The sequence below is a fragment of the Mesorhizobium sp. W067 genome (genome assembly GCF_054719525.1).
The window spans coordinates 3,491,459-3,512,993 of the sequence record NZ_JBTTII010000001.1 but is presented as its reverse complement, the minus strand read 5'-3'; the positions used below and the strand labels follow the sequence as shown (position 1 = coordinate 3,512,993).

Here is a 21,535-nt window from a genome sequence, read left to right as displayed (position 1 = left end):
TGCTACGACTTGGAGCCGAGCGTCTTGATGGCGTCGTCGGTCGAGGCATCGGTCTGGCGCATCAGCGCCGCCGTGTTCTCGAAGGCGCGCTGGACCATGATCAGGCGCGTCATCTCCAGCACCGGATTGACGTTAGATTCCTCGACATAGCCCTGCGCGACGCCGAGATCGGAACGGTCGGTGACCGGCTCCGGCGCACGCGCGGGCACGATGCCAGAATTGCCGTAGCGGACGAAATTCGGGCCGGGATCGAAATTGAACAGGCCGATGGCGCCGACGAGCTTGTCGCCCTGGCGCAGCGAGCCGTCGGCGCCCGCCTTGGGTGGGCCGTCGCGCGGGTCGAGCTGGATCGGCGCACCGCCGGCGTCGAGCACCGGATGGCCTTCGAGCGACATCAACTCGCCGTTCTCGTTCATCGAAAAACGTCCGTCGCGCGTCATCACGGTGCCGGCCGGGGTGTCGATGCCGAACCAGGCATCGCCCTGGACGGCGAAGTCGAACGGGTTGCCGGTCTGCGTCATCGCGCCATGCGCGCCGGACAAATAGGTCTTGCCGGAGGAGGCGAAGGACACCGATTTGGGGCCGCTGCCGGAAACGACATCCTCGAACTTCACGCCGGTGGCGCGAAAGCCGATGGTCGAGGCGTTGGCGACATTATCGGCGATGGTGTCGAGACGGCGCTCAAGCGCGATCTGCGAGGAAAGGGCGACGTAAAGGCTGTCCTGCATGGTGTTCTCAGAATCTCAGTTTCTGCATGGCCATCATCAGATCGGTCGAGATGCCGACGGTGGTCGGCTGCGCAAACAGCACACCGATCGATGTCTGGGCGGTCGAGGTCGGATGATTGATTTCCCAAAGGCTGGTGAAGCGGGTGAGGAATTTCTCGAGCTTGGCCGGGTCGGTGAAATCCGTGAGGTCGAGCTTTGCCTCGAAGGCCTGCGCCTGCTTGTCGATATCTGCGGCAGCGAAGGAATCGGGCAGGCCGATGGCGGTGCGTACCACGCTGGCCAGGGCCGTGTCGGCCAGCACGTCGTACCAGTTGGTGATGGTCGAGGCCTTGCGCTCGAAATAGAGCGCCAACCGCACGCCCTCATTGGTCTTGCCGGCGTCTTCTTCCAGGGTCTGGCGCATGTATTTGTCGACCACCGGCTGCTGCGACGGGCTGCGGGTCGTTGCCGCTTCGCCGTAGGCCTCGAAATTCAACGAGGTGGCGAGCCTGGCATAGGCCTTGTTGGAGAGCTTGTTGGCGACACTGGCGGGATCGCGGACACCGCCCTCAAGGACATCACGGACGAGATCCTTGTTGGTGGTCGCCGGATCGAGCCCGCTTGCGGACAGAGCATAGTTATAAAGGCGGCTGTCGGCCATCAGGTCGTCGACCGATTTCACCTTGGTGATGTTGGCGAGGTAGTAGCTGGTCTCGGCCTGGACGGCGTCCGCATTCGGCTTGATGAGGCCGAGACTGGACTCGGTCGTGTAGAGCTTCGGCGTGGTCTTCAGCACCGCGTCGCGCGTGGTCGTCTGATCGCCATACTGGGCAAAATCAAAGGCGCTGACGAAGTTGGCGTAGCTCTTGTCGGTCAACAAATTGGCGGGGCTCAACGGATCGGCAACGCCGCCGGTAAGCATGGTGCGGATCTGCTTCGTCGTCTGGGTCGATGCATCAAGCCCATAGGCAGCCATGGCGAAGGTCAGCAGGCGCTTGTCCTTCAGCAGGTCTTCGATGGACTTCACCTTGGAGATGTTGGCTGCGTAGTAGTCGGCCTCGCCCTTGATGTATTGCGCGGTCGGCTTGACGAGCAGCAGCCCGGTTCCGCCGATCACAGCTTTTGGGACCGCCTGCTGGACGGCGTCGCCCGCCGTAGCCTGGTCGCCATATTGGGCAAAGTCGAAAGCCGCGACGAAAGCCGCATAGCCCTTGTTTGTCGACGTGTTTGCGGGGCTGTTCGGGTCGGTGACGCCGCCTTCCAGCATGGCCCGCACGGTCACAGCCGGCTCGGCGTCGGCGTCCAGGCCGAACGCGGCCATCGCATAGGTGAGCAGGCGATCGTTGCCCATCAGGTCGTCGATCGATTTTACGTTGGAAATGTTGCTCAGGTAGTACGAGGTTTCGCCCTTGTAGTAGGTGAAGCCGTTCTGCGAAGGGCCGACCGAGACCTGGAGGCCGTAATTGTTGGTCACGCCCTGCTGCGCCGAATTGTAGCTCGTGGCATTAGGGCCCAGGGCGGCGAAATTGAAGGCCGACACGAACTCGGCATAACGCTTGTCGCTCAGTTTGTTGGCGAAGCTGTCGGAATCCGACACCCCTTCCTTCAGGGCTTTGACCATGAAGGCCTTGGCGTAAGCCATGTCGCCGAGACCGAAGGCCTTCATGGCATATTTGAACAGCCGGTCGTTCTTTACGAAATCGTCTATCGATTTCACGCTGCCGATGTTGGCGAGATAGTAGTCGGTGTCGCGCTTGGTGATCGGCTCCGCCTCGATGCGGTCGATCGCCTTGGGGATGTCCCTGGCGATGAGCTGGTAGCTGGTAAAAGTGCTCAACACGACATGCCTCCGGTCGCAGCTTCAAAAGCAAGAGTATGCGGACTTGCTTGCGCGAGGCTGAATCGCCTCACCTTGCATGATTCAAGCCTCACACAAGGCACGGGGGCTATCGGTTAGGCCTGACGTGATGCGGAAGGATCTGGCGTGGGCATTCTGATCGGACTTGTGGTGACGCTCGGCTGTGTTCTCGGCGGCTTCATGGCGATGGGCGGCCATCTGCATGTGCTGATGCAGCCTTGGGAAGCGGTGGTCATCTGTGGCGCCGCACTTGGCACCTTTCTCGTCGCCAACCCGATGAAGACGGTCAAGGACACCGGCAGGGGTATCCTCGAAGCGTTCAAGCAGGCGGTACCGAAAGAACGCGACTATCTGGAGACGCTGGGCGTGCTGCACAGCCTGATGCGCGAACTACGCTCGAAGTCGCGCAGCGAGGTCGAGGCGCACATCGACAATCCGGAGGAGTCGGCGATCTTCCAGGCGTTCCCGACCGTGCTGAAGAACCACGACCTGACGAATTTCATCTGCGACTACTGCCGCATCATCATCATCGGCAATGCCCGCTCGCATGAGATCGAGGCGCTGATGGACGAGGAAATCCAGACCATCAAGTCCGACAAGATGAAGGCCTACCATGCGCTGGTGGCGGTGGGCGACGGTCTGCCTGCGCTCGGCATCGTCGCCGCCGTGCTCGGCGTGGTCAAGGCGATGGGCGCGCTCGACCAGTCGCCCGAAATCCTCGGCGGCCTGATCGGCGCCGCCCTTGTCGGAACCTTCCTCGGCATCTTCCTGTCCTATGCAGTGGTCGGGCCGGTCGCCACCAAGATCAAGACGGTGCGCGAGAAGAAGAACCGCCTCTATATCATCGTCAAGCAGACGCTGCTTGCCTACATGAACGGCGCTCTGCCGCAGGTGGCGATCGAGTTCGGTCGCAAGACCATCTCGTCCTATGAGCGGCCGACGATCGATGCCGTCGAGCAAAGCACGATGAACACAGCTTCCGCCGAGAAGAAAGCGGCTTGAGCCATGCATGACGACAGACAGGACCGCACGCCGTCATGACAAGTCCTGGCAGCCCCTCGCAAGCCCGCTCGCTGATCATTGAGCGTCTGGTCGGTGACAGCGGTGAGGCCGCTCATGTCATCGGCACCGGGCGCTCGATGGGCGAGCGCGCCCTGCCGCTGCTGCAGAAGAGCCTGGCCGGCGAACTCGGCGCACCGGTCACCGTCGACCTGCGCGCGGTCGAGATCAGCCGTGTTCCCGATGCCCGCACGAATGCCGGCGATGCCTTTGCCATGGCCATCATAGCATCGCCGACGTCTTCGGATGCGATGACGCTGGTGGCTGATGCGCCGGCCATCGCCGTGATGGTGTGCGCGCTGTTCGGCGGCGATCCGGATCAGCCGGTTTCGCCGATCGAGCGCGCTCTGTCGCAGATCGAGACCGATGTCGCGACCACGGTCTTCCAGGAAGTTGCGCAGGCGTTGAACGGATCGGGCCGGCGCTCGCTCGAGCTGCGGCTGCCGGTGCCGCGGGCGCTTTCGGGCAGCGAAGCCAAGCGTCGCGTGCTGCGCGATGGCGCGGCGGTGCGCATCGTCTTCGGCATCTCGACGCCGACCGACAGCGGAACGGTCACGGTGATGATCCCGCAGCGCATTCTGCTTGCCACACGCGGTATCGCCGATGTCCACGACAGCGAAGGCACGACCTCCGACTGGCGGGCACGTTTTTCCGAAGAAGTGATGCGCTCGACGGTGACGCTCGAAGCGACCATGCCGCTGGCCCGCCTGACGCTCGGCGATCTCGCCGGTTTCGAGCCAGGCCAGGTCATCGAGTTCGAGGAAACCGCGCAGTCGCAGGCCAAGCTGAGCGCGCGCGACAAGACGCTGTTTGTCTGCGAGTTCGGTAAACTCGGGCAGAACTACACCGTCCGGATCAGGCATCCTTACGATGCCGGTCAGGATTTTATCGATGGGCTCATGCCGGGCTGACGCCGGGCAAGCCCAAGCATTTGGAGACGACTGATGGCCAAGACCAAGGTGGAAGCCAATATCGACCAGCCGGACGAACAACTCGACCGCGCCATCGAGGAATTGCGCGGTGTCCTCCAGGAGGAGGAAAAGCGCCCCGACGCCGCCTTGCGGGCTGCCACGTCCGGCGCCAATTCGAACATCATCATGAGCATCCCGGTCGATGTGCAGATCATCCTCGGCAGTACGGAAATGCCGGTGTCGGACCTGATGGCGCTGCAGAAGGGCTCGACGGTGGCGCTCAACCGGCGCATCGGCGAACCGGTCGATGTCGTGGTCAACGGCCGCAAGATCGCGCGCGGCGAGATCACCGTGCTGGAAAGCGATCCGTCGCGCTTCGGCATCAGGCTGACCGAAATTATCGCTGCCGCCAAGAGCGCCTGAGGATTAGACGACATGCGGTCTCAGCAGCGATCGGAGCTTATGCCATGACGACGCCGGTGACGCTCACGCGCCCGCAAAAAGCCGCCGCCATCCTGGTGGCGATGGGCAAGCCTTCGGCCAGCCGGCTGCTGAAATTCTTCAAGCAGGAAGAACTGAAGGCGCTGATCGAAGGGGCGCGGCTGCTGCGCACCATTCCGCAAAGCGACCTCGAACGCATCGTCGCCGAATTCGAGGCCGAGTTCACCGAAGGCGCGGGCCTGCTCGATTCCGCCGACCGGATGGACACGATCCTCAATGAATCGCTGTCGCCCGAAGAAATGAGCGCCATCATGGGCGACAAGCGCTTCGAGGTTGCGCCGGAAGGACCACCGCCGATCTGGCCGGAGCTGGAAAAGCTCGAGCCGACGCGTCTGGGCACGTTCCTTGCCGCCGAGCATCCCCAGACCGCGGCCATGGTGCTGTCGAAGCTTGCGCCGCAGGCCGCCGCCAACATTCTGCTGACGATGGAAAAGCCGATGCGCAGCCAGATCATCAAGCGCATGGTGACGATGGCGACCATTCCGGACGCGGCCACCAGGATCATCGAGAACCAGCTGCGCGCAAGCGTGCTGGCGCAGACAGCGACCAAGGACATCTCGGCGGGACAGGCGCGCGTCGCCAGTATGCTCAACGAGATGGACAAGCCTCAGTTGGAAGAGGTCATGCAGGATCTGGAAGAGGCCGGCACGCCGGACCTCGGCGGTGTCCGCTCCAGGTTGTTTGCCTTCGACGATCTGCCGCTTTTGACGCAGAAGGCGCGGGTGCTTCTGTTCGACGGGCTGTCGACCGAACTGATTACGCTGGCGCTACGCGGTGCACCACCCGCATTGACGGAATCGGCGCTCTCGGCGATCGGCGCACGGTCGCGGCGCATGATCGAGTCCGAGCTCGGACAGGGCTCGGAAGGCATTCAGCTTGCCGACATCATGACGGCGCGCAAGAACATCGCGGTGGCGACAATCCGGCTTTCGCGCGAGGGGGCTTTCGAACTGCCCTCATCGCAGCAGAGCGAAGCGGCTTAACGCCGAGCGCTGAATGGCTGAAGCGGCGGACAAAGACTCCAAAACCGAAGACGCGACCGAAAAGAAGATCCGCGACACCGTCGAACAGGGCAAGCTGCCCCATTCGCGAGAGGCCGCACTTCTGGCGTCCTTCATCGCCATACTGGTGTTCACCGTCTTCTACGCCAAGGACGCGGTCGTTGATCTCGGCATGTTCCTGTCGATGTTCCTGGAAAAGCCCGAGGCGTGGCCGATGGACACCGAGACCGACGTCATCGCGCTCTACAAGACCGTGATGATGGAAATAGGCAACGCCGTCGTCAGCCTGCTGGTGCTGCTGGTGGTGGCCGGCATCGGCGCCTCGGTGCTGCAGAACATGCCGCAAGTCGTCGGCGAGCGGATCCGGCCGCAACTGTCGCGCATCTCGATAGCTAAGGGCTGGACCAGGATGTTCGGTATTCAGGGCTGGGTAGAATTCCTGAAATCGCTGGGCAAGCTCGGCTTCGCCAGTATCGTGCTCTACTTCACGCTGTCGCAGGACTACCGCCAGCTCCTGGCCGGCATGATCACCAACCCCGTCGCTTTCGGCCTCGTCATCAAAAGCATCACCGTCGACATATTGGTGGCGATCGTCTTCGTCATGGGGCTGATCGCGGCGGTCGACGTCGTCTGGTCGCGCTTCCATTGGAAGCAGGATCTGCGGATGACCAAGCAGGAGGTCAAGGACGAGTTCAAACAGTCCGAGGGCGACCCGATCATCAAGTCGCGGCTGCGCTCGCTGGCGCGTGACCGGGCGCGCAAGCGGATGATGACGGCGGTGCCGCGCGCGACGCTGATCATCGCCAATCCGACGCACTTTTCCATCGCGCTCAGATATGTCCGCGACGAGGATTCAGCACCCATGGTGCTGGCCAAGGGCCAGGACCTTGTGGCGCTCAAGATTCGCGAGATTGCCAAGGAGCACAACATCCCGATCTTCGAGGACGTGGCGCTCGCCCGCTCCATGTACAAGCAAGTTTCGGTTGATAGCGTGATCCCGTCGCAATTCTACCAGGCCGTCGCCGAACTGGTGCGGATCGTCTACTCCAAAAAGGCTGAGCGGAGACAAATTTCATGAACCGCCAACCGCACGCAAAATCCCGCGAACTCATCGTCGCCAAGGCCATCGAGCAGGTGGTCGACGAGTTGCGGCTGATCGATGTCGCCGACTACATCGCCTTCATCCGGCTCGAGCATTTCGCTTGCCTGTCGGATCTGGTGGATTCGGCGGTGGAGCTGTTCTTCCTGCCGGGCACGCTCAGGCTCGGCCATGGCGGAGAGGCACATGTCGACTGGAGCGGCAGCCCGCGCATCGTGCTCGATCTCGAGCTTCGGCCGCCGGGCGTCACCGTCTATTTCCAGCTGACGCTGAGCGAGGAGAGGTCTTCGGTCGCGGTCAACTATGTTTCGTTCGAGAAGCCCGGCGAAGACCCCGAGCACAACACCGCCTTGCTGGAGACGGTCATCGAAGAGGCGCGCATTCGCCGGACCGAGCCGCTCGCCTATCGCTGATCTTTTGTCTTATCCCAATCGCCGGACGCGGCTTTGATCACTCGATCAGACCCAGGCGCAGCGCCTTGGCCACCGCCTGGTTGCGGTTGACCGCGTTGAGCTTCTGCGTCGACTGGGTGAGATACTGGTTGGCGGTGTGGACCGACAGCTTCAGCAGCCTGGCGATCTCTTCGCTGGTGTTGCCGTTGGCGGTCAGCTTCAGGCACTCCAGTTCACGCTTGGAGATCGACCGCATCCGGCCGGCATCGTTCGGACGAATGCGGGCGACGGCGGCGAACAGCGAAAAACAGCGGGCGTGGATTTCGTAGAGCGTGTCCTCCGGCAGAGCGATCGTCGAGCCGAGGAACACCACCAGCCCGCAATGGCCGCGATCGGCATGGACGGGAAAGGCAATGCCGTTGGTGCCCGGCGCCAGCGGCGCCGTCCGCTCCGCCCAGGCGAGGTTCTTGAAGACGGCGTCCGAGCCGGCGATGCCGTCGTCCGCCCACCAGCGCGGCGCTGTCGAGGCGCCGCTGTGGCGAACCATCTCCTCGCCATTGGCGCCGGCGATGAACTTGGTTGTCACCGCAGTGGCTGGATAGTCGGAATCGAAGCTCGGCACCAGGCGCGCCCGTTCCGGCGAGGGGCTGACGAAATAGAGGCCAAACGCCGACGCGTTGATGTCGACGGCGATCCAGCGGCAGCGGCGCACCGCGTCCGGGATGGTAACGGCATGGTGCGTCTCGGAACCGATGGAGAAGGCGCCGAACGGATTGCGCTGCTCGTTGAAAAGGGCTTCGGCCGCCGCCTTGATGTCAGCGTGTTTCAAATGATGCCGCTCCTGATCGCCGTGGCGATGGCCATCGCGCGGTTCGAGGCCGCGAATTTCTGGATGGCGTGGGTGATGTAGCTGTTGACGGTGTTGGACGAGACCCCGAGGATCACCGCGACCTCATCGGTGGTCTTGCCTTCAGACACCCAGAACAGGCATTCGCGCTCACGGTCGGACAGCGGGTCCTGCATGGCGGCGGCGGCGATCAATTGCGGGATAGCGGACAGCGCGTAGCAGCACTTCAACTGAGCCTTCATCAGCGCCGGCTGGTCGATTCTGCCGGCCTCGGCCGCCGAGAAAAGCGCAAACAGCCGCTGGCGACCGACATTGAGCCGCAACGAATAGACTTCGGCATGGCCAAGCACGTCGAGCAGGCGCGCCTCTTCGCCGGTGAGCAGTCCGCCGGCGTCGGGCGCCGCGGCGGCGACCAGCGGCCTCGGGCGGATGCCAGGTGCAACGGTCAGCGGTCCCTGGGCAAGGCCGGCGATCAGCCGCTTGCCGATCAGTTCGATGGCGTCGAAGATCCAGTTGGATGAGACGATGCGGGCGTCGTTGCGATCCTGGTCGTGGACGATGGCGACGAGCATGTAGCTGTCGGCGCCGATCTCGGCGGCAAGCTGCATGAAAAAGGAGGTGAGATCGCCGCGCGATTCAAGGCGCGAGCCTAACGTATCGGATTGGAGAAGCGCGGCGGAACTGCTCATTGGATGCTTTGGTTGTATGTCATGGCCGGAGTCTTTTCTTGAGCCCGGACGCTGGGGTTAGCAGCGGCCGAACTTGAAGACGCATCACGTTTACGAAGCACTCACACGGCGCGGCGGTCGCGCTGATCGCCGAATCCATTCAGGGAACGCGAAGCCGTCCGCGTCTGGTGCCGGTCATTGGCCGGAACTTGAGACTTTGGGTGGTCGCCGCGCCCCCCAAGGACCGGCTGATTCGGGTCTAATCTACCCGCAGATGAATCCGACATCAAACGCGATTTGACAAAATCAATATTATTGGACTCAAGCGACTCAGGGGCGGCTTTCGCGGCCTTTTCCGCCGCAAAAGGCCTGAAACGCCGACACGAAAAAGCCAGAGGGTGTTGCGATACTGCCGTATCGAGGGCCGATCGATTCCGATAGGGTCTCGGCAGCCGGCAGGGGCGGGCATCCCTTCGGTCATACGGCGGATTTGGCGGCGCTTGCTCGCGGCCATCAGCATCGGGGGTCATGATGAAGCAGGTTTTCCTGGCGTTCACGGTGGTGCTTGCGGCTCTTGCCGGCATGGCAGCGCCCGCCAAGGCTGAGCCGACCGTTACCTATGCGCTCGACAACGGGCTGCAGGTGGTGCTGGTGCCCGACCATCGCGTGCCGAAGGTGGTGATGAACCTGCGCTACCGCGTCGGGTCGATGAATGAACCCGCGGGACGCTCGGGCTTTGCGCATCTGTTCGAACATCTGATGTTTTCCGGCACGCCGGCCTGGCCGAACGTGTTCGGCGCGCACGCCGCGCTCGGCAACGAGATCAATGCCTGGACCACCGAAGACGGCACGGTTTATTACGTCGACGGGCTGTCGTCGTCACTGCCGATGATCTTGTCGCTGGAGGCCGACCGCATGGCCAATCTCGGCCGCTCGGTGACTCAGGCCAAGCTCGATCTGCAGCGCTCGGTGGTCAAGAACGAGATGCGCCAGAACGTGCTCGACAAGGCCGGCGCATCCGGCTGGGAAGCTTTCTGGTCCGGGCTGTTCCCGAAGCCGCATCCCTATAGCCGCATGGTCATCGGCTCGGTCGCCGATCTCGATGCGGCGACGCTCGACGATGTCAGGGGTTTCTTCAACAGCTACTATCTGCCCAACAATGCGGTGTTGGTGCTGGTCGGCGACTTGGAGATCGACGACACCAAGGCGCTGATTGCCGACACGTTCGGCCGCGTGGCGCGCGGCGCCGATGTGGCGCGGCCCGCCGTGCCGGCACCGACGCAGGCCCGGCTCAAGCTGGTGCTCGAGGATCGCGTGCCAAGCCCCATCGTCGTGGTCGGCTTCAGTGGCCCGGTGGCGCAGTCGCCCGACAATGGTGCGCTCAGCATTGCCGCCGAACTGCTCGGCAACGGCGAATATGGGTTTTTGCGCAACCGGCTGGTTTCGCAGTTGGGCATTGCCACCTATGCCAGCGCGAGCTGGACCGGCGGTCTGCTCGGTGGCCGCTTTACCTTCGAGGCGGGTGCCGCCGAAGGTGTGGCGCCGGAAGCGCTGGAAAGCGCGATGAAAACGGCGTTTGCGGATTTCCTGAAGACCCCGCTCGATCCGGTCGATGTCGAGCGTGCGCGCACCGGCATCTTGCAGGCAGCGCGGCTCGGCAGCGAAGCACTGAAGGATCGCGCCGGCGTCGTCTCCTACAATGCCGACGTGCTCGGCGGTGCGCAGAGCGCGCTGGTCGACGACCCGCGGGTGAAGGACGCCAGCGTGGCGGATGTCGAGGCCACGATGAAGCGGCTGTTGAAACCGGAAGACGCCAGCGTGCTGGTGCTGAAGCCCGGCCCGCGCGGCGGCTATCCCGATGCACTGATCGGCTCGTCCGGCACACCGCAGCCGTTCACCGCGCCGGAGCGAGCGGCGATCGACATTCCGAAGCATGCGGCCGGGCAAGCGCCTTCGGCAACACTGCCCGCCATGGAAACGGCGACGCTCTCGAATGGCATCAAACTCGTCCACTACACAATGCCGGAAGCGCCGATGGTCTATGTCGCGGCCAGTGCCGCCGGCGGCTGGAACAGCGTGCCGGAAGGCAAGGAGGGATTGCTGGAGCTTGCAGCAAGCATGGCGACACGCGGGGCCGCCGATCGCGGCTCGGCTGATTTCGCCAAGGCGGCCAGCGACATCGGCGCCGGCGTCAGCCACCAGGCCGGAACGCTGACCACGATGATGACGCTTGGCGTGCCGCCGGAAAAGCTCGACCAGGGTATTGGCCTGCTCGCCGACGCGGTACTGAAGCCTCGTTTCGACAAGACCGAATGGACGGTGCTGATGGCGCAGACAGTCGACTGGCTAAACGGCCGCGAGGCGGATCTGCCCGACGTTGCCGGCCGCATGGCAAAGGCGACGCTGATCCCGCAGGTGCCGGGCAAGGCAGCGGTGGACTGGTCGGCAAAGGCGCTGGCCTCGATCTCGCTCGACGAGGCGAGGGACGCATTCAAGGCGGAGTTCACGCCGAAGGCGGTGACCTTCTACAGCGTCGGCCCGATGCCGGTCGCGACCGTCGCCGCCAGCCTTGAAAAAGCATTTGGCGCGTGGACAAGCGACACCGCCGGCTATGCCGTCGAGCCGTCGCCGGCGGCGCATTTCAACGGGGGACAGAAAGTGCTGCTGGTGCCCGAACCCGGCGCCAGCCAGTCGGCGCTGTTCGTGGCGCGGCCGGCGCCCGGCACCGACGAGAGCGAGCGCGCTGAATCGACCGCGGTCTCCAACCTGCTTGGCGCCGATTTCTCCAGCCGGCTGAATTCGGTGATCCGCGAGGAGAAGGGCTACTCCTATGGCGTGTCGAGCTATCTGATGAGCCCGATGAAGGCCGGCTCGGGATTGGTCGTGGCAACCACCGTCGAGCGCGCCAACACCGGGCCGGCGATTACCGAAATCCTGAAAGGATTTGCCGGCCTGACAACCTTGCCGGTAGCGCAGGACGAGGTCGACCGCACGGTGACCGTCTATCGCCGGGCGCTGGCTGGATCGGCCGAGACGTCGGCTGGTCTGTTCTCCTCGCTGATTGGCGCGGTCGGCAGCGGATCGACGCTGGAGGACCAGCAAACCCGCATGGCGGCGCGCACAAAGCTGACGCTCGATGCGGTTCAGAAACAGGCGCTGGCCCTGGCGTCGCTCGATCCGTCGCTGATCGTGGTGGCGGGCGACCCCGATGTGGTGATGCCGCAGCTTGCCGCGATCGGCCTCAAGGACGTCGAGATCGTCAAGCGTGACGAGGTCGGCGAAGAGACGGCGATGCGGGCGCTCGATCTTCTCGGAGGCAATCGCCAGGCGCCGCTCTCCGCATCGCCATGGCGGGTCGGCGATGGCGGCACGACACGGGCGGTGCATTCCTGTACAGGCGGTAGGGACTGCGGCGCGCAGATCCACGCCGACTGATCGATACGACGCGGCCGCCGGCCGCGTTTAAATCTTGGGCAACTTTGTTTCGGGGGAAACGATGAGCGATTCATTTCGGGAAGTCACATCCGTCTCGTGGTTCGGGCGGATCAAGCGTGCGGTCGGCGGGGTCATCTTCGGCCTTATGCTGATCGTGCTGATGGTGATCGGGCTGTTCTGGAACGAAGGCCGCGCCGTGCAGACGGCGCGCTCGCTGGCCGAAGGTTCTGGAGCGGTGGTTTCGGTCGGCGCCGACAGCGTCGATACCGCCAATGACGGCAAGCTGGTTCATGTCAGCGGACCGGTAACGGCGGACAGCGGCCTGGCGGATCCGGATTTCGGCATTGCGGCGCAAGGGCTGCGGCTGTCGCGGAGCGTCGAGATGTATCAGTGGAAGGAAGAGTCCAAGTCGGAGACGACGAAGAAGCTCGGCGGTGGCGAAGAGACGGTGACCACCTACAGCTATTCCAAGGTGTGGGACGACAGCCAGATCGACTCGTCGGACTTCAAGAAGCCGGACGGCCACCAGAATCCGCCGATGGAAATCCACGGCCGGACCTTCCAGATTCCTGAGGGCAAGCTTGTCGCCTTCGATCTCGATACGCCAGTGCTGGACCGTATCGAGGGTGACAAGGACTATTCGCTCTCAGCCGACCAGTCGGCGGCGATAAAGGCTGCCTATACCGGAACGAAACCGCTCAGCATCGTCGATGGCAAGATTTTTCTCGGCAATGACAACACGACGCCCGCTTTGGGTGACTATCGAATCGGCTACGAACTGGCGCCGCTGGGCGTGATCAGCATCATCGCGCGCCAGGCCGACAGCCGCTTCGAGCCCTACCAGACGCAAGCCGGCGATGCGCTGCTGATGGTCGACACCGGCAACGTCCCGGCCGAAAAGATGTTCGCCGACGCCGTCAGCGCCAACACGCTGATCACCTGGCTGCTGCGCGGCGCCGGCTTGCTGTTGCTGACCATAGGCTTTGCGCTGTTCCTCAGCCCGATCGGGGTGATCCTCGACGTCATACCCTTCCTCGGCAGCATGGCGCGGATGGGCACCGGCATCATCGCCTTCGTTCTGGCGATCCTGGTCGGCACGGTGACGATCGCGATTGCCTGGTTCTGGTACCGGCCGTTGCTGGCGCTCGCCATCCTGGCGGCAGGCGTGATTGCGGCGGTGATTGTCTACCGCATCGGCCGGTCGCGAAGGCCAGCCGTTCCGGTGGTTGCACCTAACCCGGCTGCGGCCGCCTAGATGGTCGGGGCGGCCGGAGCCGCCCCATATCTCTTTGGCGCAATCCGGCCGGAAAACCGCCTCACACTTATCCTGGAATTGCTTTCCTATTTGTCCTCGAAGCCGGTGAGCACGCCGACGGCGTTGATGCCGATCTCCTCGACGGCGTAGCCGCCTTCCATCACGAACAGCGTCGGCAGGCCGAGCTTGGCCATGCGCCGGCCGATCTTCGGATAGTCCGGGCTTTTCAGCTTGAACTGGCTGATCGGGTCCTTCTCGAAGGTGTCGACGCCAAGGGAGACGATGACGATATCGGGGGCGTAGGCGGCGAGCTTGACGCAGGCATCCTCCAGCGAGGCGTTCCAGGCGTCCCAATTGGTGCCGAAGGGCATGGGATAGTTGACGTTGAAACCTTCGCCGGCGCCGGCGCCGCGTTCATCGGCATGGCCGAGGAAGAACGGATACTCGACCATGGGATCGCCATGCAGGTTGAGAACCTGCACGTCGGCGCGTTCATAGAAGATCTCCTGCGTGCCATTGCCGTGGTGGTAGTCGACGTCGAGGATCGAGACGCGTTCGGCGCCCTGGTCGAGGAACCACTGCGCGGCGACCGCAGCATTGTTGATGTAGCAGTAGCCGCCCATGAACCCGGCACCGGCGTGATGGCCGGGCGGGCGGCAAAGCGCGAAGGCCGACCGCTCGCCACCCTTGACCAAGGCCGCCGCCGTCAGCGCCGCGTCATAGGACGATTTGATGGCGGTCCATGTGCCTTCGACGAAGGTGGCGCCGGCGTCGAAGGAGTAATAGCCGAGCAAGGCGTCGACGCGCTTGGGTGGCACGTCGCCGCGCAGGCCGCGCGTCGGCCAGGTGAACGGCATAGCCGTGCCATCGAGGCCGGCGGCCTTCCACGCCGGCCAGACGGTTGGCAGGAAGTCGATATAGTCGGCCTTGTGGATGCGCTTGGCGGCGGTGAGATCATGCTCGACCGGTCCGAGGATCGGCCCAAGCTTCTCGCTCTCGACCCGCGCCCTGATGAACTCGGCCCGCGACGGCTTTTCGAAACCCGGCACGATGGCTGATGTCACCAGTTCCATCTGGCCGGCATGGCCGGCATGAAGCGGCGAATAGACAGTCTTCATGAAATTCCTCTCGAAATAGCGAAATCAGTCAAGGTTGAGATAGGGGGTGACCAGAGCGAGCCACATTCTTTCCACATCGTCCTCGATGAGGTCGTATGTCTTTCGGTCTCTTTTCAGCCCCACAAGCCGGCAGGCGTGCCCGACATCCATCATCAGCACGCCGAGCCGGCTGGCGATCTTGTCCTCAAGGGCCGGGTTCACATGCTGCAGCCACGCGGCGTAAAGCGCGATGATCTGCTCGTCATATTCGTCCTGGATCGGCCTGAGGTCGGCATTGCCGGATATCGCCTCGATCACCGGCATCAGGGTGGCGTTTTCGAGATATATTCTGGAGGTATCGATGAAGAGCTTGCGCACCTCCTGCCGAAACTCGTCGCGGTTGGTGGGTGGGGTGACCTCGATGCGCCTGGCGATCACCTCGGGAAACGACGACAGCCAGCGCCGGGCGAGGTCGAGGAGAATGGCTTCCTTGTTGGGAAAGTACTGGTAGACCGAACCGACCGACAGGCCCGCGCGGCGGGCAATGGCGAGCGTCGTCGGCGTCTTGGTTCCTTGCTCCCGCGTCAGGGTCAGCGCAGCGTCGAGTATCCTGTCGACGACCTTGCTCGACCGTTCCTGCCGCGGCTGCTTGCGCGGTTCGAGCGCCATCCTGGTTTCGCGGCTGAGACTGCGCTTCACGGATTGATGCCTTCGTTCCCTGCCGGTTCAACACAGGTCCCGGTCTCAACATTGGCGTGGTGTGTTGTCCACAATACATTCGAAATTCGGCACGTTGACAAACGCGAATAATTAGTCGCATTCTTTTATCCACGCTGTTTTGAGAGATCACAAGGGGAATTTCGAAACAGCGCACCGGCATCAGTTTTCGTCCGATAACGCCGCTCCAGCGGAGTGGCAGCTTGTCGGACTAGAGGGTTGTCGGTCTCAGCCAGTCGTCAAAAGCGCGGAGTCGCGATGTCTGTCACGGGTGCGGGTCAAAATGCTGATCTGATCGTCATCAATGGTCGCGTGCGGACCATGGACGATGACAATCCCGCCGCCGAGGCGATTGCCGTCAAGGACGGCGCCATCATCGCCATAGGCAACCACGCCGCCATCGAAAAACTCAAGGGAACGACCACAGAGGTGATCGACGCCAAGGGCGGTTCGGTCCTGCCCGGTTTCATCGAAGCCCACATGCATCTGTTCTCGGGAGGGGCCGAGCTCGCGCATCTTCAACTCGGCGGTATCCATGGCTTCGAGGCGCTTCAAAGCGCCATCCGCGACTACGCAACGACGCGGCCCGAGGCGAAAATGCTTGTGGGCCAGGGCGTCGACTACACCGTGCTCGGCGACGAGCGGGTGACACGCCATCATCTCGACGCCATCCTGCCCGACCGCCCCTTCTGCATGGCGGCGCCCGACCACCATACGATGTGGGCCAACACCAAGGCGTTGGAGATGGCCGGCATCCTGAAGGGACGCACGCTCGGTCCGGGCAACGAGATCGTGATGGGTGACGACGGCCTGGCCGCGGGCGAATTGCGCGAGGGCGAGGCCTTCGGTCCGGTGCTCGACCTTGCCGGCGAAAGCCGGGTGCGGTTGGGGCTGTCGACCGGCGGCGAGCCGGACCCAATGCCGTCGGCCGCCGAGCGGGCCGCTGACCGTGACATCATGCGGCGCGGGCTTGCATGGTGCGCGCGCCACGGCATCACCTCGATCCAGAACATGGACGGCAATCTCTACCAGCTCGAATTGCTTTCCGAGATCGAGGCCGAGGAAGGCCTGCCCTGCCGCGTCAAGATCCCGTTCCACTACAAGAATTTCATGACGCTCGACATGCTCGAGAAGGCGTCCGTCATGGCCGAGCGCTACGACAGCGAGTGGCTGTCATCGGGCATGGTCAAGGTGTTCTATGACGGCGTGCTCGATTCCTGGACCGCTGTTATGGTCGAACCCTATGCGGATCGTCCCGACTGGGTCGGCGAGCCGCTGTTCACGCCGCAGCAATTTATCGATCTCGCCGTGGCTATCGACAAACGCGGGCTGCAGATCGCCGTGCACTCGATCGGTGACGGCGCGGTGCGCGCAGTGCTCGACGGTTACGAGGCGGCGCAGAAGGTCAATGGCAAGCGCGACAGCCGGCACAGGGTTGAGCACATCGAGGTCACCACAGCAGCCGACGTGCCGCGTTTTGCCGAACTCGGCGTCATCGCCTCGATGCAGCCGTCGCATCCGCCCGGCGCCATGGATTTTCCGCTGGAGCCGACGGTGTCACGCATCGGGCCGGCCCGCTGGCCGCTGAGCTATGCCTGGCGCACCCTGAAAAGCGCCGGCGCCCATGTCGTGTTCGCCTCGGACTGGCCGGTGGCGGCGATCGACCCGATCCTGAGCATTCAGGCGGCAGTGCAGCGCAAACCATGGGCAGAAGGCGATCCTGACCAGAGTTTCTCGCTGCAGGAAGCGATGGCCGCCTACACGGTCGAGGGCGCCTATGCCGAATTCGCCGAGCATCGCAAAGGCGTTCTGAAACCCGGCTATATGGCGGATCTGGTGGTTTTGTCGGCCGATATCGAGAAGACGGCGCCGGCCGATCTGCACAAGCTGCGGCCGGTGACGACGGTCTGCGGTGGCAAGGTCATCTACCAGGCCTGACAATGGCATGCGGCTTGCACAGCTTGCCGCTTGCAAGACGAAATGACCGACTGAACTGTGATTCAATGCCGGACTTGCCAACCTACCGGCCGTGTGGTCACATCGAACAGGGGAAAAATTCCGCCAGCAAGAGCGGGGTCAACAGTGAGGCGTATCGTGCCGGAAAAACCGGATCGGAATGCAATTGAAGTCGTAAACGTCAGTAAAATTTTCGGATCGGGTGAGGGGCAGGTTGCTGCCCTCGATACGGTCTCGGTATCCATCCGCGAGAATGAGTTCTTCACCCTGCTGGGACCATCCGGCTGCGGCAAGACCACGTTGCTGCGGCTGATTGCCGGCTTCGACTTTCCAACCGCCGGCGAAATCCTCCTCTACGGCCAGGACATCGCGCCGTTGCCGCCCTTCAAGCGGCCGGTCAACACCGTCTTCCAATCCTACGCGCTGTTCCCGCATATGACGGTCGCCGACAATATCGGCTTTGGCCTGGAAATGCTGGGCAAGCCGAAGGCCGAGATCAAGGCGCGCGTCGCCGAGATGCTGAAACTGGTGAAGATGGAGGCGCTGGCGGGTCGCCGAACCAGCCAGATCTCCGGCGGCCAGCAGCAGCGCGTGGCGCTCGCCCGGGCGCTGGCGCCGCAGCCCAAGGTGCTCCTGCTCGACGAACCGCTCTCGGCGCTCGACTACAAGCTGCGCAAGGAAATGCAGATCGAATTGAAGCGGCTGCAGCACGAGACCGGCATTACCTTCATCTTCGTCACCCACGACCAGGAGGAAGCGCTGACCATGTCGGACCGCATCGCGGTGATGTCGTCGGGCAAGATCCTGCAGGTCGGCTCGCCGCGCGACATCTACGACCGGCCGGCCGAGCGTTTCGTCGCCGACTTCATCGGCGAGTCGAACTTCCTCAAGGCGGATGTGGTTAGCGCGACTGGTGGCCGGGCGACGGTGAAGCTGCCGTCTGGTGTGGAAATCCCAGCCTCGCTGCCGGAAGGCTTCAGCCCCAGCGGCAAGGTCACCATCGTCGTGCGTCCAGAGCATGCGCAGTTGGGCACGGCCAGCCCGAGCGCTTCGCTGTCCGGTACCGTCGAAAACATCGTCTATCTCGGCACCGACACGCACTTCCATCTGCGCCTTGCCGGTGGCGAGCCGTTCATCGTGCGGCGTCAGAACAGCCGCGGCGCCGGTGACGGCTTCGTGCAGGGCGGCCAGATCGGCATCATGATCGGCAACGACGCCGCGCAAGTGCTGAAGGACTGATGATGGCGACCGCGGAACAAGTCGCCAAGGCAGCGGAGCGACGCGATGTGCGCGACCGGTGGCTGCTGTCAGCGCCAGCCTTGCTGGTGATCTTCCTCGCCGCGACCGGCCCCTTGCTGATCGTGCTGATCTACTCGTTCCTGACGCCTGGCCCCTATGGCGATGTGAAGTGGCAGTTTTCGCCCGATGCCTGGCTGTCGGTGTTCATGGAACGCGACATTTTCGACGATACGCTTTCGCTTGCGGCAGCGCATGTCACCATCTTCTGGCGCTCGATCAAGCTGGCGGTGATAACGACGATCGCCACTTTGGCATTGGGGTTTCCAACCGCCTATTTCATGGCGACGCGCAGCGAGAAAACCAGGGATCTCTGGCTGTTCCTGATCACCATTCCGTTCTGGACCAACCTTCTGATCCGCACCTTCGCCGTGCTGCAGATCATCCGCAACGAAGGCATCATCAACACCATCCTTATCAAGCTTGGTATCGTTTCAGCGCCGGTGCAGATCCTCTTCACCGACACGGCGATTCTGATCGGCATGGCCTATGTCTATCTGCCGCTGATGGTGCTGCCGATCTATGCCAGCATGGAGAAGCTTGATTTTCGCCTCGTCGAGGCGGGCTACGACCTCTACGCGACCCGATTCAAGGTATTGCGGAAGATCATTTTCCCGCTGGTCAAACCCGGCGTCATTGCCGGCTCCATCCTGGTCTTCATTCCAGCCCTTGGCGCCTATGTGACGCCGAGCGTGCTTGGCGGCGGCAAGAATATGATGCTGTCCAACCTGATCGAATTGCAGTTCGGCCAAGGCCGCAACTGGCCGCTCGGCTCGGCGCTGTCGATCACGGTGATGATCATCGTCATGGTGGCGCTGCTTGCCTATGTGCGCAATGCCGGCAAGTCGGGGGTGCGGCATGGCTAAGAACTTTTCCATCAAGCACCAGACCGGCTTCACGGTGGTCGCTGCGACCTGTTTTATCGTGCTCTATCTGCCGATCATCGTGCTGGTCGCCTATGCCTTCAACGCGGCGAACTCGACCTCCGAATGGGGCGGCTTTTCGATGCGCTGGTTCCAGTCGGCTTGGCAGAACGTGCAAGTTATCGACGCGACGCTACGCTCGTTCCAGATCGGCGCCGTCGCTGCGGTGCTGTCGACAATCTTTGCCACCATGGCCGCGCTCGCCACCACGCGCACCGCGTCCTATCCGGGCCTCACCTTCAAATATGCGGCGATCAACCAGCCGCTGATGGTGCCCGAGATCGTCACCGGCGTGGCGCTGCTGATCTTCTTCTCGCGCATCAAGATCTTCACCGGCTATTCCGGCATCGGCTATCTGATCGCCGCGCACACGGCGTTCTGCATCCCGTTCGCCTATCTGCCGATCCGGGCGCGGCTGGAAAACATGGACCTGACGCTGGAGCGCGCGGCCGCCGATCTGTATGCGACGCCGTGGAAGACCTTCCGCCGCATCACGCTGCCGCTTTTGTGGCCCGGCATACTGGCCGGACTGATGCTGGCCTTCGTCATCTCGCTCGATGACGTCGTCATCACCGAGTTTGTCAAATCGGGCGGCCAGGATACGCTGCCCACCTACATGCTCGGCCAGATCCGCCGCGGCATCACGCCTGAGATCAACGCGATATCGACCGCCTTCCTGCTGCTTTCGGTCGCGATCGTCACGTTGTTTTTCTTCGTCAGCAGGAAAAGAGACTGAACCGACAAATGGGAGCTAAAACCATGAACTGGAAAACAACGACAGCCGCCATCGGGTTGGCGCTGCTCGCAACGACGAGCCTGGCCAGCGCCGATGGCGAGCTGAACATCTACAATTGGGGCAACTATACCAGCCCCGACGTGATCAAGAAATTCGAAGCCAAATACAACGTCAAGGTGACCATCACCGATTACGATTCCAACGATACGGCGCTCGCCAAGGTACGCCAGGGCGGCACCGGCTTCGACATTGCCGTTCCGTCGCAAACTTACGTGCCGATCTGGATCAAGGAGGGTCTCGTCCAGGAGACCGATCCGGGCAAGATGGAGAACTTCAAGAACGTGGCGCCGGAATGGGCCAACCCAGACTTCGACCCCGGCCGCAAATATTCCGTGCCGTGGGCGCTGGGCACCGTCGGCGTCGTCGTCAACACCGATGCCTACAAGGGACCAGCCGACAGTTGGGGCATCATCTTCAACACGCCCGACGAGTTGAAGGGGAAGGTCAACGTCGTCCCGGAGATGGGCGACGTTATCTTCGCGGCGATCAAATATGTCGGCGGGCAGCAGTGCACCGACGACAAGACGGTGCTGAAGAAGGTGCGCGACACGCTTGTCGCGGCCAAGCCAAACTGGATCGCCATGGAATACAACACCATCGAAAAGATGGGCGCCGGCGACTTCAAGGCGACCAGCGACTGGAACGGCTCGGCGCTGCGCCAGCGGTTGGCCAATCCGGCCATCCACTACAATTATCCGAAGGAAGGCTACGGCCTGTGGAGCGATAACGTCGTCGTTCTCAAGGAAGCCAAAAATGTCGAGAACGCCAAGCTGTTCCAGAACTTCATCATGGATCCGGAAAACGCGGCCGGCCTCTCGGCCTTCCATCGCTACGCAAACGCCATTACCGGCTCGGACAAGTACATGCCGGCCGATATGAAGGATGCCCCGGAAGTCGTCATTCCGGAGGCTGCGAAGGCACAAGGCGAATTCCAGAAGATGTGCGCGCCTGAGATCCAGGACATCTACACCAAGATCTGGACCGAACTGCAGAAATAACCGCAGTCTGACAGACCCG

At 62.9% G+C, this 21,535-nt stretch carries 19 protein-coding genes; 13 read left to right on the top strand and 6 right to left on the bottom strand.

Features of this window, described 5'->3' with window-relative positions:
* Positions 1 to 2: 2 nt before the first annotated feature.
* Positions 3 to 728, bottom strand: a complete 726-nt coding sequence (gene flgF, locus ACYG97_RS17090) for a flagellar basal-body rod protein FlgF (RefSeq protein ID WP_023671749.1) — start codon at positions 726 to 728, stop codon at positions 3 to 5.
* Positions 729 to 735: 7 nt separating this feature from the next.
* Positions 736 to 2,547 carry a DUF1217 domain-containing protein gene (locus ACYG97_RS17085; RefSeq protein WP_023733430.1) on the bottom strand — a complete coding sequence of 604 codons (1,812 nt, stop codon included), beginning with the start codon at positions 2,545 to 2,547 and terminating at the stop codon, positions 736 to 738.
* 144 nt (positions 2,548 to 2,691) lie between these two features.
* Between ACYG97_RS17085 and motA the strand changes: the two genes are divergently transcribed.
* From motA to ACYG97_RS17055, 6 genes are read left to right on the top strand one after another with little or no spacing between them, the layout of a single operon-like run.
* Complete coding sequence (gene motA / locus ACYG97_RS17080; RefSeq protein WP_023671751.1) at positions 2,692 to 3,567, top strand: flagellar motor stator protein MotA; 876 nt, start codon at positions 2,692 to 2,694, stop codon at positions 3,565 to 3,567.
* Between the two features lie 35 nt (positions 3,568 to 3,602).
* Positions 3,603 to 4,535 carry a FliM/FliN family flagellar motor switch protein gene (locus ACYG97_RS17075; RefSeq protein WP_023683478.1) on the top strand — a complete coding sequence of 311 codons (933 nt, stop codon included), beginning with the start codon at positions 3,603 to 3,605 and terminating at the stop codon, positions 4,533 to 4,535.
* Between the two features lie 33 nt (positions 4,536 to 4,568).
* A complete protein-coding gene (gene fliN, locus ACYG97_RS17070) occupies positions 4,569 to 4,958 on the top strand; it encodes a flagellar motor switch protein FliN (RefSeq protein ID WP_023671753.1) in 390 nt (129 codons plus the stop codon).
* 44 nt (positions 4,959 to 5,002) lie between these two features.
* Positions 5,003 to 6,019 carry a flagellar motor switch protein FliG gene (locus ACYG97_RS17065; protein WP_023728370.1) on the top strand — a complete coding sequence of 339 codons (1,017 nt, stop codon included), beginning with the start codon at positions 5,003 to 5,005 and terminating at the stop codon, positions 6,017 to 6,019.
* A 13-nt stretch (positions 6,020 to 6,032) separates the two neighbouring features.
* Positions 6,033 to 7,115, top strand: a complete 1,083-nt coding sequence (flhB, locus tag ACYG97_RS17060) for a flagellar biosynthesis protein FlhB (protein ID WP_023683475.1) — start codon at positions 6,033 to 6,035, stop codon at positions 7,113 to 7,115.
* Positions 7,112 to 7,549 (top strand): hypothetical protein, encoded by a 438-nt coding sequence (locus tag ACYG97_RS17055; RefSeq protein ID WP_023671756.1) that lies wholly within the window; start codon positions 7,112 to 7,114, stop codon positions 7,547 to 7,549. The genes flhB and ACYG97_RS17055 overlap by 4 nt, the downstream gene beginning before the upstream one ends.
* A 37-nt stretch (positions 7,550 to 7,586) precedes the next feature.
* Here ACYG97_RS17055 and ACYG97_RS17050 read toward each other — a convergent pair whose 3' ends face one another.
* The gene (locus ACYG97_RS17050; RefSeq protein ID WP_023733429.1) at positions 7,587 to 8,357 is read right to left on the bottom strand and encodes a helix-turn-helix transcriptional regulator; all 771 of its coding nucleotides are present in this window, start codon (positions 8,355 to 8,357) and stop codon (positions 7,587 to 7,589) included.
* Entirely contained in the window at positions 8,354 to 9,064 is a 711-nt protein-coding gene (locus tag ACYG97_RS17045; protein WP_023814590.1) for a helix-turn-helix transcriptional regulator, read from the bottom strand. Before ACYG97_RS17045 ends, ACYG97_RS17050 begins: the two co-directional genes overlap by 4 nt.
* Positions 9,065 to 9,571: 507 nt before the next feature.
* Between ACYG97_RS17045 and ACYG97_RS17040 the strand changes: the two genes are divergently transcribed.
* Together ACYG97_RS17040 and ACYG97_RS17035 are read left to right on the top strand one after the other, a co-directional pair.
* Positions 9,572 to 12,478 carry a M16 family metallopeptidase gene (locus ACYG97_RS17040; RefSeq protein ID WP_460221599.1) on the top strand — a complete coding sequence of 969 codons (2,907 nt, stop codon included), beginning with the start codon at positions 9,572 to 9,574 and terminating at the stop codon, positions 12,476 to 12,478.
* Positions 12,479 to 12,539: 61 nt separating this feature from the next.
* Positions 12,540 to 13,733, top strand: coding sequence for a TMEM43 family protein (locus ACYG97_RS17035; protein WP_023733427.1), 1,194 nt, complete (start codon positions 12,540 to 12,542; stop codon positions 13,731 to 13,733).
* Between the two features lie 86 nt (positions 13,734 to 13,819).
* Here the strand turns inward: ACYG97_RS17035 and ACYG97_RS17030 are convergent, their stop codons facing one another.
* Both ACYG97_RS17030 and ACYG97_RS17025 read right to left on the bottom strand, forming a co-directional pair.
* A complete protein-coding gene (locus ACYG97_RS17030; protein ID WP_023733426.1) occupies positions 13,820 to 14,851 on the bottom strand; it encodes a histone deacetylase family protein in 1,032 nt (343 codons plus the stop codon).
* 24 nt (positions 14,852 to 14,875) lie between these two features.
* Positions 14,876 to 15,529 (bottom strand): TetR/AcrR family transcriptional regulator, encoded by a 654-nt coding sequence (locus ACYG97_RS17025; protein WP_023714009.1) that lies wholly within the window; start codon positions 15,527 to 15,529, stop codon positions 14,876 to 14,878.
* 276 nt (positions 15,530 to 15,805) lie between these two features.
* Between ACYG97_RS17025 and ACYG97_RS17020 the strand changes: the two genes are divergently transcribed.
* From ACYG97_RS17020 to ACYG97_RS17000, 5 genes are all read left to right on the top strand, one after another.
* On the top strand, positions 15,806 to 17,485 hold the full coding sequence (locus ACYG97_RS17020) for an amidohydrolase (RefSeq protein ID WP_023733425.1): 1,680 nt from the start codon (positions 15,806 to 15,808) through the stop codon (positions 17,483 to 17,485).
* A gap of 156 nt (positions 17,486 to 17,641) precedes the next feature.
* A complete protein-coding gene (locus ACYG97_RS17015; RefSeq protein WP_023691713.1) occupies positions 17,642 to 18,742 on the top strand; it encodes an ABC transporter ATP-binding protein in 1,101 nt (366 codons plus the stop codon).
* Between the two features lie 2 nt (positions 18,743 to 18,744).
* Positions 18,745 to 19,665, top strand: coding sequence for an ABC transporter permease (locus ACYG97_RS17010; RefSeq protein ID WP_023733424.1), 921 nt, complete (start codon positions 18,745 to 18,747; stop codon positions 19,663 to 19,665).
* Positions 19,658 to 20,458, top strand: a complete 801-nt coding sequence (locus ACYG97_RS17005) for an ABC transporter permease (RefSeq protein WP_023733423.1) — start codon at positions 19,658 to 19,660, stop codon at positions 20,456 to 20,458. The genes ACYG97_RS17010 and ACYG97_RS17005 overlap by 8 nt, the downstream gene beginning before the upstream one ends.
* A 23-nt stretch (positions 20,459 to 20,481) precedes the next feature.
* Positions 20,482 to 21,516 (top strand): ABC transporter substrate-binding protein, encoded by a 1,035-nt coding sequence (locus ACYG97_RS17000; protein ID WP_023733422.1) that lies wholly within the window; start codon positions 20,482 to 20,484, stop codon positions 21,514 to 21,516.
* Positions 21,517 to 21,535: the final 19 nt, after the last annotated feature.

What these genes read in the sequence shown, in the direction of transcription:
- flhB (WP_023683475.1), top strand. Translation starts at nt 6,033, where the DNA reads ATGGCTGAAGCGGCGGACAAAGACTCCAAAACCGAAGACGCGACCGAA.
- flgF (WP_023671749.1), bottom strand. Translation starts at nt 728, where the DNA reads ATGCAGGACAGCCTTTACGTCGCCCTTTCCTCGCAGATCGCGCTTGAG.
- ACYG97_RS17045 (WP_023814590.1), bottom strand. Translation starts at nt 9,064, where the DNA reads ATGAGCAGTTCCGCCGCGCTTCTCCAATCCGATACGTTAGGCTCGCGC.
- ACYG97_RS17030 (WP_023733426.1), bottom strand. Translation starts at nt 14,851, where the DNA reads ATGAAGACTGTCTATTCGCCGCTTCATGCCGGCCATGCCGGCCAGATG.
- fliN (WP_023671753.1), top strand. Translation starts at nt 4,569, where the DNA reads ATGGCCAAGACCAAGGTGGAAGCCAATATCGACCAGCCGGACGAACAA.
- ACYG97_RS17040 (WP_460221599.1), top strand. Translation starts at nt 9,572, where the DNA reads ATGATGAAGCAGGTTTTCCTGGCGTTCACGGTGGTGCTTGCGGCTCTT.
- ACYG97_RS17000 (WP_023733422.1), top strand. Translation starts at nt 20,482, where the DNA reads ATGAACTGGAAAACAACGACAGCCGCCATCGGGTTGGCGCTGCTCGCA.
- ACYG97_RS17065 (WP_023728370.1), top strand. Translation starts at nt 5,003, where the DNA reads ATGACGACGCCGGTGACGCTCACGCGCCCGCAAAAAGCCGCCGCCATC.
- ACYG97_RS17005 (WP_023733423.1), top strand. Translation starts at nt 19,658, where the DNA reads ATGGCTAAGAACTTTTCCATCAAGCACCAGACCGGCTTCACGGTGGTC.
- ACYG97_RS17010 (WP_023733424.1), top strand. Translation starts at nt 18,745, where the DNA reads ATGGCGACCGCGGAACAAGTCGCCAAGGCAGCGGAGCGACGCGATGTG.
- ACYG97_RS17035 (WP_023733427.1), top strand. Translation starts at nt 12,540, where the DNA reads ATGAGCGATTCATTTCGGGAAGTCACATCCGTCTCGTGGTTCGGGCGG.
- ACYG97_RS17020 (WP_023733425.1), top strand. Translation starts at nt 15,806, where the DNA reads ATGTCTGTCACGGGTGCGGGTCAAAATGCTGATCTGATCGTCATCAAT.
- ACYG97_RS17055 (WP_023671756.1), top strand. Translation starts at nt 7,112, where the DNA reads ATGAACCGCCAACCGCACGCAAAATCCCGCGAACTCATCGTCGCCAAG.
- ACYG97_RS17075 (WP_023683478.1), top strand. Translation starts at nt 3,603, where the DNA reads ATGACAAGTCCTGGCAGCCCCTCGCAAGCCCGCTCGCTGATCATTGAG.